This window comes from Catenuloplanes atrovinosus (assembly GCF_031458235.1).
Lineage (GTDB): Bacteria > Actinomycetota > Actinomycetes > Mycobacteriales > Micromonosporaceae > Catenuloplanes > Catenuloplanes atrovinosus.
Map to the genome: position 1 here is coordinate 408344 of NZ_JAVDYB010000001.1, position 20591 is coordinate 428934.

The window sequence follows — 20591 nt, forward strand, 5'->3', positions numbered from 1 at the left end:
GTCGTGTTCTCGGGTCAGAGCGTCGCGGAGAGCGCCTTGACCGGCATGCTCAACTCGTTCAGCAGCTCCAGGTCCGCGGTCGCGGGGCGGCCCAGCGTGGTCAGGTAGTTGCCGACGATCACCGCGTTGATGCCGCCCAGCAGACCGTCACGCGTGCCGAGGTCGCCGAGCGTGATCTCGCGGCCCCCGGCGTACCGCAGGATGGTCTTGGGCATCGCCAGCCGGAACGCGGCGATCGCCCGCAGCGCGTCGCGCGGCGCCAGCACCGGCTGGTCGGCAAGCGGCGTGCCGGGCCGCGGGTTCAGGAAGTTGAGCGGCACCTCGTGCGGGTCGAGCGCGGCCAGCTGCGCCGCGAACTCGGCCCGCTGCTCCACGCTCTCGCCGAGCCCGATGATGCCGCCGCAGCAGACCTCCATGCCGGACTCGCGCACCATCCGCAGCGTCTCCCAGCGCTCCTCCCAGGAGTGCGTGGTCACCACGTTCGGGAAGTACGACCGGCACGTCTCCAGGTTGTGGTTGTAGCGGTGCACGCCCATCTCGACCAGCTCGTCCACCTGCTCCTGGGTCAGCATGCCGAGCGACGCCGCCACCTGGATGTCCACCGCCGCCCTGATCGCGGCCACACCCTCGCGCAGCTGCTTCATCAACCGCGCGTCCGGCCCGCGCACCGCCGCCACGATGCAGAACTCGGTCGCGCCGGTCGCGGCCGTCTGCTTCGCGGCCTCCACCAGCTGCGGAATGTCCAGCCAGACCGCGCGCACCGGCGACGTGAACAGCCCCGACTGCGAGCAGAAGTGGCAGTCCTCCGGGCAGCCGCCGGTCTTCAGCGAGACGATGCCCTCGACCTCGACCTCCGGCCCGCACCAGCGCATCCGCACCTCGTGGGCCAGTTGCAACGCCGCGGGAAGGTCCTCGTCCGGAAGGGTCAGAATGCCGAGGATGTCGCTCTCGTCCAGCCCGATGCCGCGCTCGAGCACCTGGGTCCGGGCACGATCGAGGATGTCAGCCATGGTCCGTACCCTACAAGGCGGTTTGGTGGCCACCGACAAGACGCAGGGGGTGCGCGGTGACACGCTGGCTGGACGCCATGGACCGCAAGGCGGGCCTGCGCGCCCGCGCCGGGCTCACCCGGCGGCTGCGGCCGCGCGGCGCGTCCGACGGGATCATCGACCTCGCCGGCAACGACTACCTCGGCCTGTCCCGCCATCCGCGGGTGGTCGCCGCCGCGACCGAGGCCCTCCGCCGGTACGGTGCCGGAGCCACGGGATCGCGCCTGGTCCGGGGCTCGACGGAGCTGCACGCGGCACTGGAGGCGGCGCTGGCGGACTGGCTCGGCGCGGAGTCCGCGCTGGTGTACTCGTCGGGATATCTCGCCAACCTGGGGGCGGTGCGGGCGCTGGTGCAGCCGTCCACGCTGCTGCTCGCGGACGCGCACAACCACGCCTCGCTGGTCGACGGGGTCCGGCTGAGCGGGGCCGCGGCGGTGATCACGGGCCACAACGATCCAGCGGGGGTACGGTCGGCGCTGCTCGCGGAGCCGGGGCGTGCCGCGCTGGTCATCACGGAGTCGGTGTTCTCCGTGGACGGTGATCTGGCGCCGCTGGCCGACCTGCATGCCGCGGTGGGCTCCGGCTCCGGCGGTGGGATGGCCGGATCGCGGGCGGCGTCGGCCGGGTCCTCGGCTGCGCGGGTGCGCCGGCCGGAGCCGCCGGCCGGGTCGCCGGGTGCGTCATCCACCGCGCCGGACCTCGTGTCTCAGGCGGATCTCGCGCGTGAGGTGCCGGGCGCGCGAGATCGTGACCCCGCGGCGTCCGCCGGTGTGCCGGGCGCGCGCGATCGTGAGTCGGCGGCGTCCGCCGGTGGGCCGGGCGCGCGGGATCGTGCGGGTGAGGCGGTGCTGCTGGTCGACGACGCCCATGCGCTCGGTGTGCTCGGCCCGTCCGGTGCCGGCGGCGTCGCGGCCGCGGGCCTGGCCGGCGCGCCGGACGTCGTGGTCACCGCCACGCTCTCCAAGGCACTCGGCGCCGCCGGGGGCGTGATCGCCGGCCCGGCCGCCCTGATCCGCCACCTGATCGACACCGGCCGCACGTTCATCTACGACACCGCACTCCCACCCGCGACCGCCGCCGCCGCCCTGGCCGCCCTCGACCTGGCCCGCACCGACGACGCCGCCCGCACCGAGCTCGGGTACCGCGCCGCACTCGCCCACACCCGCCTCACCGCCGCCGGCCTGGACGCCCCACCCCCCGCCGCCGGCGTCCTCTCGGTCACCGCCCCCGGCCCGTCCGAGGCCGTGGCCTGGGCCGCCGAATGTCTGGAGGCCGGGGTGGCCGTAGGCTGTTTCCGCCCACCGACCACACCGGACCCCCGCTCCCGGCTCCGGCTGACCATCAACGTGGGCGTCCCCCGCCACGACTTCGAGCGAGCCCTAGACGTGATCGTGAAGACCGCCCCCCACCCGGACCCCACCCGATGACCACCGCCCTCCCCACCCCCGGCACCGGCGCCCCGGCCGGGTCCGACGCCACCCCGCGCGACCTGCCCGCCACGGACGACCACATGCCCGCGGCGGCCTCCACCGGCCACGACGCAGGCCCCCGGCATCCTGCGATGCCCTCCAGCGACGGCGACACGGTGCCGAATCCCGGCGACGGTGCCGCTGACGCGGCGGTGGAGTCCGGCGCCGGGGAGGCTTCCGTCGAGCGCGACCGGCCGGTTGCGGCGACGGCCGTGAGTGAGCCCGAGCCGCCCGCCGCCCCACAGTCGCTGCCGGGCGAGCCGGGGGAGTGGCGTGGTGCGGTGCTGGTGACCGGCACCGACACCGGGGTCGGGAAGACCATCGCGACCGCCGCGATCGCCGCCGCCGCGCAGGGCGCCGGGCTGCGGGTGGCGGTGATCAAGCCGGGCCAGACCGGCACCGCGACCGGCGATCCGGCCGACGCGGAGGTGATCGCGCGGCTCGCCGGCCCGGACACGGTGCGGACGCTCGCGTCGTTCCCCGATCCGCTGGCACCGCTGGCCGCCGCGCGCGTCGCCGGGCTGGAGCCGATCGAGCTGTACTCGGTCGTCGACGAGATCCGCGCCGAGGCGGACAAGCACGACCTCGTCCTCATCGAGGGCGCCGGTGGCCTGCTGGTCCCGATGGGCCTGCGCCCGTCCGGCGAGCCGTGGACCGTCGCCGACCTCGCGGTCACGCTCGACGCCAAGGCCGTGGTCGTCGCCCGCGCCGGCCTCGGCACGCTCAACCACACCGCCCTCACGCTGGAGGCCCTGGACCGCCGCGGCGTACCCGCCCGGATCGTCATCGGCTCCTGGCCCGCCGCCCCGGAACTGGTCCACTGGACCAACCTCACCGACCTCGTCCCCCACCTGGCCGGAGCCATCCCCGACGGCGCCGGCGCCATCGACCCAGGTGTCTTCCGCCGCTCCGCCTCCGGCTGGTTGACCCCCACCCTCTACGGCGTCCTCGACGACTGGCGCACCTGGGCCGAAGAACTCTGAGCCGATTCCCCACCGGCATCACCGCGGCGGTCGCGACTACGTCAAAGTGCTGCTAAGCGGATATATCCGCCACCACGAACGCGTCCGGCATCCGGAACGTGAGGTTGTCCGGGGTCCACGGCGCCCGTAGCACCGTCACCGATCGCAGCAGCGGCAGCGTCTCCGACGCGACCACCTCCGCCTCCATCCGCGCCAGGCTCGCCCCCACGCAGCGATGCGCCCCCGCGCCGAACGCGAGATGCCGGCGCGAGCCCCGCTGCCCCGGAGCGAAGACCTCCGGTTCGGCGACGACCGAGGGATCCCGGCCGGCCGCCGCCAGCCAGAGCAGCAGACTCGTGCCGGCCGGTACGGCGACGCCCCCCAGCGTGGTGTCGCGGGCCGCGACGCGGCGCCAGGTGACGATCGGGGTGTCCAGCCGCAGGGACTCCTCGACCAGGTCGGCCGTACGGACCCCCGGCGGTACGGTCGTGGTCGCGAGCCGGTGCATGAGCAGCGTCAGGAACTGCGACGTGGTCTCCTGACCGGCCACCAGAAGGAAGAACAGCGCGCCGACCACGATGTCGGGGGAGTGCCCGGCGGCGCGGAGGCGGGCGGCGAGGCCGTCGCCGTGGGTGGCGAAGTCGCGCAGGACCGCGTGGAACTCGCCGACCACCCGCGCGAGGTGTCCCTGCCGGTCGGCGGAGAGCGGCGCCCAGAACAGCTCGAGCGCGGCCCGGGCGAACGTCGTGACGGCACCGGCTTCCGCGGCGGGCAGGTCCACCAGCCGGGCCAGGACCAGCAGCGGCAGGTCGGCGGCGATGGCGGCGTGGAGGTCGACCGGCTCGCCGGAGCGGAGCGCGGCAGCGGCGGACGCGACCCGGGAGCGGACCACGGAGGTGAGCCACGGGCGGTGGCGCTCGACCGAGTGCGGATGCAGCAGCTCGGCGACCTCGGCGCGGATGGCGGGGTGGCTGGCGCCGCCGTTGTTGGCCAGCGTGGGCGGCAGCCGGAAGCCGTGCCGGACGAGGATGCGCAGCGCGCTGACCGGCATCGGCGTGACCGCGTCGAGCGCGTTGTCCGGGCGGTACGTGTCCGGGTCGGCCAGCACGGCCCGCACCTCGGCGTGCCGGGTGACCAGCAGGTGCTCGCCGCCGACGCCGTCGGCCACCAGGCGGGCCGGCGCGGGCGCGGGCACGGAGTCCCAGAGTCGAAACAGCACGGGATCACGCTACTCAGGCGCCGCTGGTGCGGTTTCCCTCATCCGAGTCGGAAGCGCGCCGATTGTCCGATAGGCGGGAGAGGCAGTGCTGGGGGGATCGCGGATGTCGGCACGACGGGTGAGCGTCGGGTTCACCGTCTGGTTGGCCGTGCTCACCGTGCTGTTCTACGCGTTTCCGCAGCAGAAGCTGGTGATCTGGACGCTGATCGGGCTGTCCGGCGCGGCCGCGGTCGTGGCCGGCACGCGCCTGCACCGCCCCCGCCGCCGCCTGCCCTGGTACCTGCTGGCCGCCTCGCTGGTGGCGTTGAACACGGGTGACGCGTACTACAACTGGCTCGTCGAGGTGGCGCACGACCCCGACCCGTTCCCGTCGTACGCCGATCTGATCTACATGTCGGTGCCGGTGCTGCTGGCCGCCGCGCTGCTCGGCTTCATGGCCGCGCGCACCGTGGGCCGCGACCGGAACGCTCTGCTCGAAGCGCTGATGGTGACGGCCGCGCTGGCGCTGCTGGCCTGGGTGTACCTGGTCGCGCCGTTCGTCCGGGACTCGGGCATGACGATCAACGAGCGGGTCGCCTCGATCAGCGGCCCGATCGGCGACCTGGTGTGCGTGGCCGCGCTCGCCCGGCTGCTGTCCACCGGCGGGCGCCGTCCCGTCGCCGCGAACCTGCTGGTCCTGGGCGTCCTGTCGCTGCTGATCACGGACTGCGTGTACGCGATCGACCTGGTCGCCGGCGGCTGGCAGGTGGGCGGCCCGGTGGACGTCGGCTGGGTGGTCTTCTACGGCGCACCGGGCCTGGCCGCGCTCCAGCCGTCGATGCGGTGGCTGACCGAGCCGATGCCGCGGCTGCCCGGGTACGCGTCCCGCGCGAACACGTTGCAGGGCGCGATGCTGCTGGCCGTGAGCCTGGTCGGCCCGCTGGTGCTGCTGGAGGAGGCGATCCGCGGCGACCTGCGGGACGTGCCGCTGATCGCCTGCGTGACGCTGCTGATCTCGATGCTCGGCGTGCTCTGGTCGACCGGCTCGCGCACGCAGTTCGTGGCGACGCTGGACCGGGAGTTCGCGCTGCGCGAAGCGGGCGCCCGGCTGGTCTCCGCGACCACGGCGGCGGAGGTCGGCGAGGTGGTCCGCTCCACGGTCGCCCGGCTGCTGCCCGCGGAGGCGCCGCACGCGGTGGTGCTCACCGAGCAGGCGGTGGCCGCACACGACGAGGCCGGCGAGGTCGGTGACCTGGACCGGGAGGTGTCGCCGCCGGGCCGGCGCCCCTGGCTGACGGCCGGGCGGGAGGTACCGGAGCTGTCCCGGTTCGAGCACGTGCTGTGCTGCCCGCTCGGCGCGGAGTCGCGGATGCTCTACCTCGGCGCGGCGGAGGACCGGCTGCGGCTGCTGGCCGGGTCGATGGAGGTGCTGGCCTCGCAGACCGGGCTGGCGCTGGCCCGGATCACGCTGACCGAGGAGGTGCACCGCGCGCAGAGCGAGGCGTACTTCCGCACCCTGGTCCTGCACGCCTCGGACGTCATCATGATCGTGAACTCGGACGACACCATCCGGTACGCCAGCCCGTCCGCGCACACCGTGCTGGACGCGCCGGACCTGGTCGGAGCGTCCCTGGAGACCGTGATCGACCTGGCCGACCGCACCCGGTTCCGGCACATGCTGGCCCAGGCTCGCGCCGGAGTGGGCCGCCACGACGGCATGGACTTCACCGCGGTACGCGGTGACGGCGACCGCCTGCAGATCGAGGTCGACTGCCGGGACATGCGGGACGAGCCCACGGTCGGCGGCGTGGTGCTGACGCTGCGGGACGTCACCGAGCGGCGCAAGCTGGAGCGCGAGCTGACCCACCAGGCGCTGCACGACTCGCTCACCGGCCTGGCGAACCGCGTGCTCTTCACCGACCGGGCGCAGCACGCGGCCGCGCGCGCCGGGCGGGACGGCACGCTGGTCGGCGTGCTGCTGATCGACCTGAACGGCTTCCGCATGATCAATGAGGCGCTCGGCCACACGGTCGGCGACCGGCTGCTGGTCGGCGTGGCGGAGCGGCTGACCGACGTGCTGCGCCCCGGCGACACCGTGGCCCGGCTGGGCGCGGACGAGTTCGCCGCGCTGATCGAGGACGTCAGCCACCTCTCCGAGCTGGAGGAGATCGCCGGGCGGGTTACCACCGCGCTGACCGCGCCGTTCACCATCGAGGGCGAGCAGGTCGGCGGCGTGGCCAGCGTGGGGGTGGCCACCACCGCGGAGGCCCGGGACGCGAACGAACTGCTCCGCCAGGCCGACCTCGCGCTCAACGTGGCGAAGGCGGCCGGGCGCGGGCAGTGGCGGCGGTACCAGGCCGAGGTGCACTCCGCGCTGGTCGCCCGGCTGGAGCTGCGTGCCGCGCTGGAGCAGGCGGTCAGCGGCGGTCACTTCGTGCTCCAGTACCAGCCGATCGTGGATCTGCTCACCGACGAGGCGGCCGGGTTCGAGGCGCTGGTCCGGTGGCGGCATCCGACGCGCGGCGTCATCCCGCCGGACCAGTTCATCAACCTGGCCGAGGAGACCGGGCTGATCGTGCAGATCGGGCACTGGGTGCTGGAGGAGGCGCTGCGTTCGGCCGAACGCTGGAACCGGCTGGTGCCCTCGGACCGCCCGCGATACGTCAGCGTGAACGTGTCGGCCCGCCAGTTCCGCAACCCCGGTTTCATGGACTCGGTGCGGCAGGTCCTGGCGGAGTCCGGCGTACCGCCGCGGGCCCTGCTGCTGGAGATCACGGAGAGCCTGCTGCTGCGCGACGACGAGCAGGTGTGGGCGGACCTCGCGGCGCTGCGCCAGACCGGCGTACGCATCGCGATCGACGACTTCGGCACCGGCTACTCGTCGCTGAGCTACCTGCGGCACATGCCGATCGACGTGCTCAAAATCGACAAGTCGTTCATCGACGACATGGTGCACAGCCGCAAACAACGCGCGCTCGTCTCCGCGATCGTGCAGTTGGCCGACACGCTCGACCTGCGCGTGATCGCCGAGGGCATCGAGGAGCCGGTGCACCGCGAGATGCTGGCGAGCATGGGCTGCCCGTACGGCCAGGGCTATCTCTTCTCACGCCCGGTCAACGCGGCCGACATCTACGGCTGGCTGGCATCCCGCACCAAGGCGGCGCGACCGGCGTAAACCAGCACACGCCCGGCTGCCCGCGGGGGGTGCGGTCGGAGCCGGGCGGTGCGGAATATGGGGGTGCCGAGGATCTGGGGCCAGGTCCCCTCGCGGGGCAATCCTCCCGGTCCGTACTCGGGGTGTCGGTCGGACACGCGGGCGGATCCGACCGCTGGTCGCGGACGGTTCCGGTGACCGCGGGGCGGCACCTCATGTCGTGCTGCCCACCACGTTATGTACGGCAGCCTCTGTGCCGAAACGGGGGAAACCCTTGCGCCAGGCGCGGCGGCGCGTGGTCCGCAGTACAAGAGGATCAAGTTTTCGGCGACGCGCGCTGCGCCGAGTTCCCCGCCGCGGTGTTGTACCGCATGACGAGCGGCCGGAAGATGTCGTCGACGATCGACTGGATCCGTTCGGAGGAAGCCGGCTGCAAGGTCATGAGAATGTCGTGACGCAGAAGCTGGAACGGCAGCGCGAGCACGTCCTCCGGGATCTGCGTGAGGTCTATCTCGCCGCGCTCGTGCGCCCGGTGGAACACCGCGTCGGTCCGTCGTGGGCCGTCGCCGAGCACGCTGAGCACGATGTCCTCCGGGGTGAGTCCGGCGCTGTCATGGAGGCCGGCGAATGTCGCGCCGACGAGCGTCGCGATGTCTTCGCGTCTGGTGTTGATGTCTCCGAGCAGCGCGAGCATGTCCTCGCGCAGATCGCCGGTGTCCGGGATCACCACCGGGTTGAGGTCGCGGTAATGGCGGATGGCGGCGAGCACGAGGTCGCTCTTGTCCGTCCAGCGGCGGTATAGCACCGCGACCCCGGTCTTCGCGCGGTCCGCGACGGACTCCATCGTCAGCTTCGCGAAGCCGGCTTCAGTCAGCTCGTCCCAAGCTGCGGTGAGCAGAGCGCGCTCCAGGTCGGCGCCTCGGCGACGACGTTTGACCGTTCCAGGTTCGACGGAAGTCATGGTTAGCAGTGTAAGAGACGTTTGCCTCTCTTGGCAGAGTGTCGTACCGTGGGGTCAAGGAATGAATCCAACTCTTATTGCGGGTGCGGGTCTGCGGCCATCGGCCCGGCCGTGCTCCGATGCACGACCGAGCGTGAGAGGACTCATGATGTTCGACGTCGTCATCGTCGGTGGGGGGCCCGTCGGGCTCTTTCTCGCCTGCGAACTCAAACTGGCCGGGGTCGACCCGGTGGTGCTGGAACGGCTGCCGAGAGCCAGCCAAGCCGACAAGGCGCACGGGCTCGCCGGGCAGGTGGTGCGCCTGCTCGACCATCGCGGCCTGTTCGAGCGGAGTGGCGGCGGGAGAGCGCCGACGCCTATACCCACTTTCTACTTCGGAGCGATGCCGTTGCCGTTGCACGTACTCGGGCCGGACAACCCGATGTACTTCCTTCGGATCAACCAGCGTGATCTCGAGCGTGTTCTCGGGGAACGGGCCGCCGAGCTCGGCGTCGAGGTGCGTCGGGGATATGAGGTCAGCTCACTCGCGCAGTCGGAGGACCATGTCGATCTCGTCGCCGTCGGCCCCGACGGCGGGCCGGCCGAGCTGAGTGCCCGTTTCGTCGTCGGCTGCGACGGTGGACACAGTCTGGTCCGGAAGCAGGCCGGGATCGCGTTTCCGGGGATCGTCAACGGAGAGGTCGTGTCCCGTACGGCCTTGATCGCGCCGACCGCGCAGTTCACGAGGCCGGCGGCCGGAGGGTCCGGGTACACGCTCGGTCAGCGGGTACGGATTGAGGGGTTCGGCGAGATCGACAGCACCTTCCATCGCACGGAACGAGGAGTCATATCGATCGGGCTGTTCGATCCGGAACACCCGATCATCAACACGATCGAGTGGGAGGAGCGCCCCGCCGGTGACTCCCCCGGCGCCGGCACTCCCATGACGTTGGCCGAGATGGAGGCCAGCATCGAGCGAATCCTCGGCGCGCGGGTTTCCCTTGCTCCGCCGCCGGACGGCTCGCCGACCCTGCTGCGCCGTCTCTGCGGACGGAACACCCGCCTGGCGCAGCGGTATCGCGATCACCGGGTGTTCCTCGCCGGTGACGCCGCCCACGTGCACGCAGCCTCGGGTGGTCCCGGCCTCAACCTCGGGCTACAGGACGCCGCGAACCTCGCGTGGAAGCTCGCGGCCGAGCTGCGCGGTTGGGCTCCAGACCGGCTGCTCGACAGCTACGAGAGCGAACGCAGGGCTCTCGGGCAGCGAGTGTTCATGCAGTCACAGGCTCAGACGGCGCTCATGGCGCCGGGCAGCGCCGTGACCGCCCTGCGGGAGCTGCTCGCCGAGATGTTGTCCGAGCGGGGGAACCTGCGGCTGATCGCCGATCTGCTGGCCGGCAGCGATATCCGATATGACATGGGTGAATCGGATCCGGCCGCGACGACCGGGCGGTTCGCGCCGAGCCTGGACCTGGTGACCGAAGACGGAAGGCCGCGCCGTCTCGCCGAACTCTGCCGGGAAGCGCGCCCGCTGCTCCTGGACCTCTCCGGCGGCACGGAACTCGTAGCGGCGGTGTCGCCCTGGTCCGATCGCGTCGTCCGGGTGGCCGCCCGTACCTCGGCCTCTCCACTCCCCGCGCTGCTCATCCGCCCCGACGGCTATGTCGCCTGGACCGGAACCGATCCCGACGGCCTCCAGGCGGCGCTGGGGCGCTGGTTCGGCGTGCCTTCCGGTGCACCCGAAGCGCCCGAACGAGTCGCGGATGGACGTGCGCCGCACCTGCGCCTCGGCGTACCACGGTGAAGGAACCCCGTGCGGGCGTTGTCGAGTAGCTGGGCAGAACTGAGCACGGTGTAGTGCGGCCGCATCCGGTCTCCGCCGCCGTCCCAGTGTCTCTTCCCCGACGGATACGGAACGCGGCCCATTAAGAGGTGGATGAGCGTCGGGGCGTCACTTCGACGCACCTGTGCGGGGCGCCCCGCGCTCGGCTGAACAATACAGCGTTCGTCAGCGAAACAAGCCAGCCCCGGCTCGAGGGAAGAACTCGGGCGTCGATGAGGGGCCGGGGATCGATCGCATCCCACCGTCTTCGCTCCAGTCCCATTCGATAGCGCGCCGGGCCGTGCCAGGCCGTTCTCGAGCCTTCACAGTAAGGAGTCCTCAATGCCGCGGAACAGAATCGGAAGCACAGACACCGAGCTGCGGACGAGATGGAACGGTCGGCTCATCGGCCTGGTGGTCGTGGTGACCCTGGTGAATTTCGTGGTGGATTCGGCCGTCACCGCTCCTCTGCTCGTCCTCCCGGAGATGCTCGACCATTTCGACACCGACCAGCCTGCGTGGCTCAATGCCACCGCGATGCTGGCGGGAGTGATGTGGGCACCTCTGCTCGGAAAGGGTGCCGACAGCTACGGCACGCGCAGGGTATTGATGCTGACATTGTTGCTCAGCGGCGTGGGCTCGCTCATCTGTGCGGTAGCCCCCGACATCTGGTTCTTCGTGACAGGGCGTGTTCTTCAGGGGGCGTCTCTTGCCGCCGTGTTCCTCTCGGTCGCGGTCGTTCGAGGTGTCTGTGCACCGCATATCGCGATGATCGTCGTGGGGGTGGTGACCTCCAGCTCCGCGGTGCTCAGCATCGCGTCCCGCTTCCTCATCGAGCACCTGGCCACGAAGTTCGGTTTCCAGGTCCTGTTCTTCATCTCGGCCTTCGTCGCGGCCGCGATGGTCGTCATCGTCCGCGCCTTCATTCCCGAATCCCTGAGCAGGACGCCACGCAGGATCGACATCGGCGGTGCTCTCCTCCTCGGCGGCGGTCTCGCCGGGGTGCTCGGCTACGTCAGTCTGGGCTCCGGTCTCGGCTGGCTGGCCGCCGGGCCGTTGGCTCTCCTCGTCGGTGGCGTCACGGCATTGGCGAGATGGTTCCTGGTCTCGAGCCGAAAGCCTGAGCCCTTGATCGATATCCGGAACCTCAGCGGACCCCTCAAACTCACGCTCCTCGTCGTCTTCCTCGGAGCGGGCTCATACCAGAGCATGCTTCAGCTCATTCCTCTCATCGGTGACGTTTCGGCGGATCAGGAACTGGGTTATGGACTGGCCGACCAGGGGTCGGTGGCGCTGCTGCTCGCGGCGCCGGCACTCGGAGTCGTCCTCGGAGGACCGGTGGCCGGATGGTTGGCCGTGCGCATCGGGCCGGCGTCAACGCTGGCGGGAGGAGTGGTGCTCGGGTTGGTGGCGACTCTCGGCATGTTCCTCGGGGCCGCCCAGCTTCCCGTGGCGCTGTGCTCCGCGTTCCTGCTGGGTGTCAGCGTGGGAGCGCTCGGGGCGTCTGGCTTCAACATGGCGGGTGCGTTGGCGTCGGCCGGGCGGCAGGGCATCGTGTCCAGCTTGGTGGTGGTCATGGTCTCGATCGGGTCGGTGGTGTTCGACTTCGTGGGCTCTGCCGTGCTCGACTCGACCGTCGTGGTCGTTGACGGCGAGACAACGAATTCGGCCGTGGGTGTGTTCAGCTATATCGCGATCGCTTCCGCGACGTTCGCGATCGCCGCGATGCTGGCCGTCATGCTCGTGCGAAGCGCGGGCGTGAGCCTCGGTCCGCCGTCGACCGGCCTCAAGTCGCTCGCGGAATGACGAGCCCGCGAAAGATGCCAGAACCCGGCGCTCGATGCCGTCGGGCGCGGACCACGCGGCGCCGGCTCACACGGTGTTCCAGCCGCTGACGGACACCGGGTGCGGGACGAAACCCGCCGTGCGGTGGCATCGTGCCGCGGGTGCCCGCCGCGCGCGTGCGGACCGCCACCACGCCGGAGGCGGGAGCAGCTAGCCCTCCGTCAGGCGGGACGCGAGCTGGGTGCGGGAGCGGACCCCGACCTTGCGGTAGATCCGGGTCAGCGTGGCCTCGACCGTCTTGACGCTCAGGTACAGCTGGGTGGCGATCTCGCGGTTGCTGGCGCCCTGCTGGACCAGCGCGGCGATGCGTGCCTCGGTGGAGGTGAGGCCGGCCTCGGACTCGGCCACCGTCTCGGGGGAGCGGCGCTGTGCGCCGACGGTGAGTGTGGCCAGTGCGCGCTGTGCCCGCTGTGTCCACGGGGTGGCGTGGGCGCGGGCGAAGATGTCGCGGGCGGACTCGATGGCGGCGCGGGCGGCGGCGTAGCGGCGGCGGCGGCGTTCGGCGCGGCCGAGGACCAGCAGCGCGTTGCCCTGGGCGATCGGCTGGCCCAGGTCGGCGAAGGTCTTCGCGGCGGCGGTGGCGAGCGTGGCCGCGGCGGCGGCCTCGCCCTGGTGGACCAGGATCAAGGCCTCGGCGCGGTCGAGTTCGGCGAGCACGCCGCGGGAGCGTTTGAGGCGCTGGGCGGCCTCGCGGGCCTCCGTGACCACCTCGAGCGCGGTCGTCGCCTCGCCGGCGTTGAGCAGCGCGGCGACCAGGTCTCCGTGCCAGCGCAGCGTGGACGGGTCGGTGTAGCCGCGGTCGGCCTCCAGGCGCTGGAGCCGGCGCAGCGTGGCCAGCGCGGCGTCGTTGTCGCCGGTGGCCAGCTGGGCCTGGCCGAGCACGTGCAGGTTGCGGGTCAGGTAGATCATGTCGGAGTCGGCCTCGGAGGAGAGCGCGCCTCGCTCCGCGTAGGACAGTGCCCGGGTGGGAGTGCCGCCGGCCAGTTCCGCCATGGCGAGGGTGTACCAGCTCGGGCCGAGGGGCAGGTCGTACTCCTGGAACAGGCGGGCGGCGCGGGCGGCGTAGTCCAGCGCCTCCCGGGTGTGGCCGTCCCGGCTCGCCACCTCGGCCAGGTTGCGCAGGATGTCGAGCAGCTCCTCCAGCCCGCTGCGCTCGGCCTCGGGCAGCATGCGCAGCAGCTCGGCGCGGGCCTCGGTGAGCCGGTCGTCGAAGAGCGCGAACCGGACGGCCAGGAAGCGCGGCGTCAGGTGCAGCATGCCGCGGCCCGGCTCGGTCGGCACGTCCAGCGCCTCAGCCAGCACCTGCAGGTAGTCGGGGCGGCCGGAGGCGCGCGCCACCTGGGCGACGATCGCCCCGGCCATGCTCTCCACCCAGGTGTCGCCGACCAGCCGGGCCAGCCGGACCGCGGTCTTCGCCTCCCGCTCGGCCAGTTCGGTCTTGCCCTGGTGGTGCCGCTGCCAGGCGAGGCGCAGCCGCAGCGGCGCGAGCAGCGCGGGGTCGTCGCCCGCGTCCGCGAGGGCGGCGGACAGCACCTCCTCCATCACGCCGAGCGACTGGCCGGACGCGTCCAGCACCGCGATGCGCGCGCGGACGCGCTGGGCCGGCGACGCGTCGGCCGCGAACACCGAGTCGGCCGCCTGCACGCACAGCTCCCGGCGGCCCGCGGACGCGGCCGCCTCCGCGGCGGCGACCAGCCACTCCACCCGTTCGGGCTGCATGTCCCCGCCGGTACGGTCCGCGGCGAGCAGGTAGAGGTCGGCGACCAGCCCGGTCGCGCCGCGCTGCAACGCGGTCTCCGCGGCGGACACCAGCGACCGGGCGGTCTCCGCGTCCGGATGGTCGTTGGCGAGCGCGCGGTGCCGGACCCGCTCCACCGGGTCGGACGTGGCCGCGGCGAGCTGCCGGTGCATGGCGGCCCGGCGGTCGGCCGGCGCCTCCTCGGCCAGAACGGTCGCCACCGCGGGCGGCGTGAAGTGCACGACGCCGTGCTCGACGGAGACCAGCCCGGCGGACTCCGCGGCGCGCAGCTCGCGGTCCGCGTCCGGCCGGCCGGCCATCCGCAGCTGGGCCGCGGTCGGCCGGGTGGCGAGCGCGGCCGCGAACAGCGTCTCCCGGACCGCGGCCGGCAGCGCGTCGAGCCGGTCGACCAGCGCGGCGCGGACCTGCTCCGGCAGCCGCCAGGGGCGCCACGGCCGCACCTCGCCGGCCGGCGCGTCGTCGAACGCGAACGCGCCGGCCAGCGCCAGTGCGAGGTACGGATTGCCGCCGCTGTCCGCGTGCAGCCGGGCCGCCGCCCAGTAGGAGAGGCCGTGCGCGTCGAGCAGCGCGCTCAGGTCGTCCGCGGCCAGCGGTGGCACGGTCAGCTCCTGCACCGGCGGCGGGCTCAGGTGCATCACCCGGGTACGCACGGCCGGGCTCTCCGGCGAGCGCTGCGCGATCACGGCGCGGATCGGCCGGTCCGCGAGCCGGCGGCTGGCGTACCCGATCACGTCCGCGGACGCGCCGTCCAGCCACTGCGCGTCGTCGATGATCAGCAGGACCGGCTCCTCGCTGAGCGCCTCCAGGCAGCTCTGCCAGGCGAGCCGGCGGGCCAGTTCGGCGCGCCCGCCCCGGCCGCGGGAGTCGCCGCGCCGGACCAGCATGGTGTCGAACGCGGCGCGCTGCGGCCCGGGCAGCCGCTCCACCACGTCCTGGGGGACCTGGGCCAGCAGCTCGGCCATGCCCGCGTACGGCAAGAACCGTTCGGCCGCGGTGGCGGCGAGCCGCAGCACGCGCCGGCCGCCCTGGGCGACCGCGTCCAGGATCGCGGTCTTGCCGATGCCGCTCGGCCCGGTCAGCACCACGCCACCGCCGGAGCGCAGCCGGCTCTCGATCGCGGCGAGCAGCGCCGCACGCCCCACCAGGGGTACGCCATGGGCCGAGACGTCGGTAGTCAGCGTGATCTCCGAACTGTCGGCGCCCGTCCCCACCAGGCGGGCGCCCTCAACCTTGATCGGCGGGGGCCGCCGATGCGTTGCTGTCGGCGGGCCGGCACCGATGCGTCGCTGCCGGCGATGGCAGCGCGGTCAGCAGCCTGCCGCCGATGGCGCTACAGCTCACACGCAGGCGTCCGGCGGAGCCGATGTCACGGCGGTGCCGGCCGACCGTGGCCTTATGGGCGTACCGGCGCCGGCTGCGGGCTGACCACAGCTTACTCGTCGATCGTGACATTACGTCGTCCCGGCACCGCGCGTGAACTGGCTCGACTCGCGCACGACCAGCTCCGGCTCGAAGATCACCTGCCGGTGGACGTGCGTTTCCGGCTCCGCGGCCTCGTCCAGCAGCAGCTCGGCCGCGGTCCGCCCGAGGCGTTGACGCGGCTGGCGCACCGAGGAGATCGGCACGGCCGCCGCGGCCGCGAAGTCAATATCGTCATATCCGACAAGGGCAATTTCCTCCGGTACGCGTACCCGTTGCCGGGTGAGGCCCTGCAGCACGCCCAGCGCCAGGAGGTCGTTGGCGCAGAACACCGCGGTCGCGCGCGTCCCCTTGGGCGTGCCGAGGATGCGCGCCGCCGCGTCCCGGCCCGCCGCCACGGTCGGGCTCGGCGTCTCACACCGCCGCAGCGCGCCCTCCGGCAGCCCCGCCTCGGCCAGCGCCCGCACACCACCGCGGAACCGGTCCTGCACCTGCGGCAGCGCCCACGGCCCGCCGACGAACGCGATCCGCTCGTGCCCCATCTCGATCAGGTGGCGCAGCGCCTGCTCACCGCCGTGCACGTCGTTCACCGAGACCGAGCAGATCTCCGCGCGCGGCGACACCCGGTCCAGCAGCACCACCAGCACGCCGCGCTCGCGCAGCCGCAGCAGCCGCGCGTTCGCGTCGTCGACCGGGGTGATCAGCACGCCCTGCACCCGCTGCTCCTCCAGCAGGTCCAGGTAGGCCGACTCCTTCGCCGCGTCACCGTCGGAGTTGCAGAAGATCACCGGCAGCCCGGCCGGCCCGGTCGCGTCCTCCACGCCCTTCGCCACGTCGGTGAAGAACGGGTTCGCCACGTCCAGCACCACCAGGCCCAGCGAGCGGCCCCGGCCGCGGCGCAGCTGGCGGGCCGACTCGTTCGGCACGAAGCCCAGCTCGGTGATCGCGTCCAGCACCCGGAGGCGGGTGCTCGGTGCGACGATGTCCGGGCGATTGAGCACATTGGAGACCGTGCCCACCGACACGCCCGCATGCGTCGCCACGTCCCGGATGCTGATCGTCGGACCCGCCACCTGCATCGACCACCCTGGCTTCGCTCACCCCTGCTGGGGAAAGCGTCAGGATACTCTGAGAGCCGCCTCGGTGACCTCCTGTGCGCACCCCCAGGACATCGTCATCCCGGCACCCCCGTGGCCGTAGCAGTGCACCACGTTCCCGGCCCGTTCCAGCCGCGGGCCACCGCGCCGGGTGGGCCGCAGCCCGATCCGCTCGCCGAGCACGCGGGCGCCGCGGAGCGCCGGCTCCACCTCGGCGCACCGGGCCAGGATCGCCGCCGCCCCGGCCGGGTCCGGCGTCAGGTCGCCGCGGCCCTGCTCGAACGTGCCGCCGAGCACCACGTCCCGGCTGCGCGGGTGAATGTAGAGCGACCTCGACTCGTCGCGGACCGACACGGTGAGCCCCGGGTTCTCCACCAGCACGACGTGGCCGCGCGCCGGCTCGACCGCGTCGTCGCCGGCCAGGTCGCGGGCGGCCAGCCCGGTGGCGTTGACCACGGTGCCGGCCACCTCGTCCAGCGACGCCACCCGGCGGCGCTCGATCCGCAGCCCCTGCGCCAACCACGCCAGATAGACCGGCATCTCCACCAGCGGGGCGGTGAAGTGCAGCACCTGAAGGCCGTCCTCCTCGGTCAGCCGCGCGTCGCCGGCCGCCTCGGCCCACCACGGCAGCGCGTCGACCGGCGTGCGCAGCAGCATCCTCGTCCGCCGCAGCAGCACGCCCGGCACGTGGTTGCGCGCTTGCCGGGTGAACTCGTCGTAGGCGACCGCGGACCAGCGCAGCACGCGCGCGTCCGGCTCCTGGTGCGTCGGGTACCACACCGCCGCCGCCACCGTCGACACCGTCTCCTCCACCGGGTCCGCCGCGACCACCGTCACCCGCGCGCCCGCCTCCCGCAGCCGCCACGCCGCCGTCAGCCCGATGATCCCGCCACCCACCACCGTCACATCCGTCATGAGGTCATCGTGTGGGCTGCCGGCCGTACCGTCGAATAGCTTCTGGAACAGCGGCGATAAGTTGGGCTTATGGGGGATCGGCTGTCCGGCGCGGACCTGGACCGGCTGCGGTCGTTCGGCGTGCTCGCCGAGGAACTGCACTTCACCCGCGCCGCGCGGCGCCTGCACCTCACGCAGCCCGCGCTCAGCCAGCGGATCGGCGCGCTGGAGCGGCAGCTCGGGGCGCGGCTGGTCCGGCGCGACCCGCACGGCTGCACGCTCACCGAGGTCGGCGCGCAGGTCGCGGAGGAGGCGCGCCGGCTGATCGCGGAGGCGGACGCGACCGCCGCGCGCATCCGGGACGCGGCCCGCGGCCAGGACGGACGGCTGCGGCTGGCCTACACCCGGTCCGCGCGCGGCGGCCGGGTGGATGCGCTGATCCGCGCGTTCCGCCGGGCATATCCGCAGGTCGAGGTGGTGCCGGAGACCGGCTGGACCGCGCCCAACGTGGCCGGGCTGCTGGCCGGGCGCTTCGACGCCGCGTTCGTGCGCCCGCCGCTGGACGAGCCGGCGCTCATCTGCGTACACGTCGACGACGAGGAACTGCTCTGCGCGGTACCCGACGGCCACCGGCTCGCGCGGCGCCGCCGGGTCAGCCGCGCCGACGTGGCCGGCGAGCCCGCCGTGATGTGGCCCCGGGAGAACGGTCCCGGCATGTTCGACCGGACGATCGCGCAGGTCTGGCCGGACGGCGGCCTCCACCTGGTGCGCCACGAACCGGACGACGAGCAACTGCTGCGCGCGGTCGCGGAGGGCAGCGTGATCGCGGCGGTGCCGGCCGGCCGGGCACGGGCCTTGAAGGTCCCCGGGGTACGCCTGCGCCGGTTCACCACCCCGGTCCCGACCGTGGAGATCGGCCTGGCGTTCCCGCGCGACCACGCCACTCCGGCCGCCGACCGGCTGCGCGAACTGCTGGTCCACCACCCGCCGTGGCCGGCCTGAGCCCTCAGCCGGATCGGCGCCGCTGCCCGAGCGCCGCGCGCATGGTCGTCACACACGCCGCCCGCGCCGCGTCCACCCGCTCGCGCGTGTAGTGCAGCCCGAGGTTCATCTCCTCGTCCGTGCTGCGCACCGGCTTCCGCCACGCCGCGCTCATCTGCCGGCCGATCTCCTCCCTGGCCTCCTCCGTGAGATGCCGGTACGCCGCGGCGACCTCGGGCGCCTCGATGTCGAGCAGCGCCTGGTGGAACGCGAGCCGCGAGTAGATCCGGCTCACCTCCTCGGTGAGCTGCTGACGCCCCTCCAGCGTGCCCGGCCGCCGCCGGATCCGGTACGGCATCTCCGCGAAGTCCTCGACCACGCTCAGCGCCTCACCGAACGCCAGCGCACGTCGCTCCCGGCGGGCGGCGCGCTGGTTCAGCCCGTACGTCAGCAGCGCGATCAACGCCGCGCCGAGGATCGCGATGACCGGTGCCAGCACCGCCGTCTGCGCGGCCGTCCACGTCATGCTGCGGTCTACAGTCCGGATTCAGCTCTCGTGCAGGACGTCGATGATTCTTCCAGCCCCGGCGGGATCCCACTGATCCGGCCCCGCGCCGAACAACCGGTTCATCCCGTTCTGACACCGCAACTCGGCGAAGGTCTCCCGGTCGCATCGCCGCAGCCAGCCCAGCGCGCCACGATAGGCGTCCGGGAACGAGGCCGCCGCGCGGTAGACGTGGTCGGGCACGGCGTACAGCAGGCATTCCAGCAGGTACGACGGAGCGGCGGCGTGGTCGAGCCCGGCCAGCGCCCGCACCCGCTTGATCGTCCGGACGGCCGCCTTGAAACGCCCACCGGTGCGCACGTCCTTGGCATCCCCGTTGCGCCGGTGCTGCTTCGGAAAGTTGACGATCGGCCGGCCGTCGTGGTCGCGGAAGAAAACCCCCTGCTGGTACGCGCCCGCGCCGCGAACCGGATACCGACGGTGCTCCGTGGCCACCAGCACGTCGACCATCTCGCCGAGCAGCGTGCCCGGCTCATCGACGTTGAGGCAGCGGCGCCCCATGTGCACGGGGAAAGACTCACCCAGCGTGGCCAGCACGTGATCGCGGAAACCCGCCCAGCTCGCGTCCGGGTTCTTGAGCATGAGGACGAGGTCGATGTCGCTCGCGGCCCCCACGGAGGTGTCGTTCACCCGCGAGCCCTGCCCGAAAACCTCGTAGTCGCACCCGTCCAGCAGCGGGGACCGGCCCAATGCCGCGCGCAACTGGGCCTTCGCCTGCTCGACCAGGAAGGCGTCGTCCTGCGCGCCCCGGACGGCCGCAAGCTCGTCGGCGATCGCGCGATTCGTCCGCCACCGCCCGGCCGGACGCCCACACCCCACCGGCGCCCGCACCACCACGGCCGTCATCGGCCGGCGCACCCGCGCGAAGTCCTGCTCATGACGTCGATTATGCCCCCGCCGACCCAGGCACCCGGACCGACGCACACCGATGAACGCGCCCGAGCCCGCCGTACCGTACCGCCGGCTTCAGCACATCGACCGGCCGGCACCGCCGGCAATCCTGGATGGTGCCACGGCAGGCCCGGCGCCGGTGACTCGGTATCGATAGTCACCCACGTGGTGACCCAGACGTCAAAAGGCCCCATCTTCATCGATTGAAGATGGGGCCTGAGCTGGTGGGCGATACTGGGTTTGAACCAGTGACCTCTTCCGTGTCAACTAGGTACAGATCTTGGCGGGAACTTGGCGTATTGCTATACGTCCTGGTCACCACGCTGGTCGCCGTAGGTCTGAGGTGGTCCGCCGGGGCGGACTTCGCAAGACCGTCTCCCGGGATTCTCCCAGACGCGGCGCAACCGGCGTCCCCACGCGGGACCCACCCGTCTCTGAGGGCTTCCCGTCGTGCAGGCTCTGCCATACCGGGGCCGTGCCCGCGACCGAACAGTTTTGTGTGCCTCTGCGGGCGGGGGCGCTCTTTGCTCCCGCCCGCAGAGGCAC

The 20591-nt window shown here is 72.7% G+C and carries 14 protein-coding genes; 6 read left to right on the forward strand and 8 right to left on the reverse strand.

Features of this window, described 5'->3' with window-relative positions; translation table 11 throughout:
- Positions 1–14 precede the first annotated feature (14 nt).
- Positions 15–1010, reverse strand: a complete 996-nt coding sequence (bioB, locus tag J2S41_RS01810) for a biotin synthase BioB (protein ID WP_310362130.1) — start codon at positions 1008–1010, stop codon at positions 15–17.
- Between the two features lie 77 nt (positions 1011–1087).
- Here bioB and J2S41_RS01815 point away from each other — a divergent pair, with 77 nt between their 5' ends.
- Positions 1088–2476 carry an aminotransferase class I/II-fold pyridoxal phosphate-dependent enzyme gene (locus J2S41_RS01815; protein ID WP_374728239.1) on the forward strand — a complete coding sequence of 463 codons (1389 nt, stop codon included), beginning with the start codon at positions 1088–1090 and terminating at the stop codon, positions 2474–2476.
- Positions 2477–2766: 290 nt separating this feature from the next.
- The gene (bioD, locus tag J2S41_RS01820) at positions 2767–3501 is read left to right on the forward strand and encodes a dethiobiotin synthase (RefSeq protein WP_310376243.1); all 735 of its coding nucleotides are present in this window, start codon (positions 2767–2769) and stop codon (positions 3499–3501) included.
- Between the two features lie 52 nt (positions 3502–3553).
- On the opposite strand, the gene J2S41_RS01825 is transcribed toward bioD, so the two are convergent.
- Entirely contained in the window at positions 3554–4699 is a 1146-nt protein-coding gene (locus tag J2S41_RS01825) for a cytochrome P450 (RefSeq protein ID WP_310362136.1), read from the reverse strand.
- A gap of 103 nt (positions 4700–4802) precedes the next feature.
- Here J2S41_RS01825 and J2S41_RS01830 point away from each other — a divergent pair, with 103 nt between their 5' ends.
- Complete coding sequence (locus J2S41_RS01830; protein WP_310362138.1) at positions 4803–7853, forward strand: putative bifunctional diguanylate cyclase/phosphodiesterase; 3051 nt, start codon at positions 4803–4805, stop codon at positions 7851–7853.
- 295 nt (positions 7854–8148) lie between these two features.
- On the opposite strand, the gene J2S41_RS01835 is transcribed toward J2S41_RS01830, so the two are convergent.
- Entirely contained in the window at positions 8149–8793 is a 645-nt protein-coding gene (locus J2S41_RS01835; protein ID WP_310362142.1) for a TetR/AcrR family transcriptional regulator, read from the reverse strand.
- 145 nt (positions 8794–8938) lie between these two features.
- Between J2S41_RS01835 and J2S41_RS01840 the strand changes: the two genes are divergently transcribed.
- Complete coding sequence (locus J2S41_RS01840; protein ID WP_310362145.1) at positions 8939–10576, forward strand: FAD-dependent monooxygenase; 1638 nt, start codon at positions 8939–8941, stop codon at positions 10574–10576.
- A 432-nt stretch (positions 10577–11008) separates the two neighbouring features.
- Positions 11009–12400, forward strand: a complete 1392-nt coding sequence (locus tag J2S41_RS01845) for an MFS transporter (RefSeq protein WP_310362148.1) — start codon at positions 11009–11011, stop codon at positions 12398–12400.
- Between the two features lie 189 nt (positions 12401–12589).
- Here the strand turns inward: J2S41_RS01845 and J2S41_RS01850 are convergent, their stop codons facing one another.
- The 3 genes from J2S41_RS01850 to J2S41_RS01860 form a co-directional block, all read right to left on the reverse strand.
- Entirely contained in the window at positions 12590–15340 is a 2751-nt protein-coding gene (locus tag J2S41_RS01850; RefSeq protein WP_310362151.1) for a helix-turn-helix transcriptional regulator, read from the reverse strand.
- Between the two features lie 309 nt (positions 15341–15649).
- Positions 15650–16696, reverse strand: coding sequence for a LacI family DNA-binding transcriptional regulator (locus tag J2S41_RS01855; protein WP_310362154.1), 1047 nt, complete (start codon positions 16694–16696; stop codon positions 15650–15652).
- Positions 16697–16735: 39 nt separating this feature from the next.
- Entirely contained in the window at positions 16736–17629 is an 894-nt protein-coding gene (locus tag J2S41_RS01860; RefSeq protein WP_310362157.1) for an FAD-dependent oxidoreductase, read from the reverse strand.
- Positions 17630–17698: 69 nt separating this feature from the next.
- Between J2S41_RS01860 and J2S41_RS01865 the strand changes: the two genes are divergently transcribed.
- A complete protein-coding gene (locus tag J2S41_RS01865) occupies positions 17699–18610 on the forward strand; it encodes a LysR family transcriptional regulator (protein WP_310362160.1) in 912 nt (303 codons plus the stop codon).
- A gap of 4 nt (positions 18611–18614) precedes the next feature.
- Here J2S41_RS01865 and J2S41_RS01870 read toward each other — a convergent pair whose 3' ends face one another.
- Together J2S41_RS01870 and J2S41_RS01875 are read right to left on the reverse strand one after the other, a co-directional pair.
- On the reverse strand, positions 18615–19115 hold the full coding sequence (locus J2S41_RS01870) for a hypothetical protein (RefSeq protein WP_310362163.1): 501 nt from the start codon (positions 19113–19115) through the stop codon (positions 18615–18617).
- Between the two features lie 21 nt (positions 19116–19136).
- Complete coding sequence (locus J2S41_RS01875) at positions 19137–20000, reverse strand: nucleotidyltransferase-like protein (protein ID WP_310362166.1); 864 nt, start codon at positions 19998–20000, stop codon at positions 19137–19139.
- Positions 20001–20591: the final 591 nt, after the last annotated feature.

Coding starts and splice junctions, on each gene's coding strand:
- J2S41_RS01860 (WP_310362157.1), bottom strand. CDS start 17,629: ATGACGGATGTGACGGTGGTGGGTGGCGGGATCATCGGGCTGACGGCG.
- bioB (WP_310362130.1), bottom strand. CDS start 1,010: ATGGCTGACATCCTCGATCGTGCCCGGACCCAGGTGCTCGAGCGCGGC.
- J2S41_RS01840 (WP_310362145.1), top strand. CDS start 8,939: ATGATGTTCGACGTCGTCATCGTCGGTGGGGGGCCCGTCGGGCTCTTT.
- J2S41_RS01830 (WP_310362138.1), top strand. CDS start 4,803: ATGTCGGCACGACGGGTGAGCGTCGGGTTCACCGTCTGGTTGGCCGTG.
- J2S41_RS01855 (WP_310362154.1), bottom strand. CDS start 16,696: ATGCAGGTGGCGGGTCCGACGATCAGCATCCGGGACGTGGCGACGCAT.
- J2S41_RS01815 (WP_374728239.1), top strand. CDS start 1,088: ATGGACCGCAAGGCGGGCCTGCGCGCCCGCGCCGGGCTCACCCGGCGG.
- J2S41_RS01835 (WP_310362142.1), bottom strand. CDS start 8,793: ATGACTTCCGTCGAACCTGGAACGGTCAAACGTCGTCGCCGAGGCGCC.
- J2S41_RS01875 (WP_310362166.1), bottom strand. CDS start 20,000: ATGACGGCCGTGGTGGTGCGGGCGCCGGTGGGGTGTGGGCGTCCGGCC.
- J2S41_RS01865 (WP_310362160.1), top strand. CDS start 17,699: ATGGGGGATCGGCTGTCCGGCGCGGACCTGGACCGGCTGCGGTCGTTC.
- J2S41_RS01870 (WP_310362163.1), bottom strand. CDS start 19,115: ATGACGTGGACGGCCGCGCAGACGGCGGTGCTGGCACCGGTCATCGCG.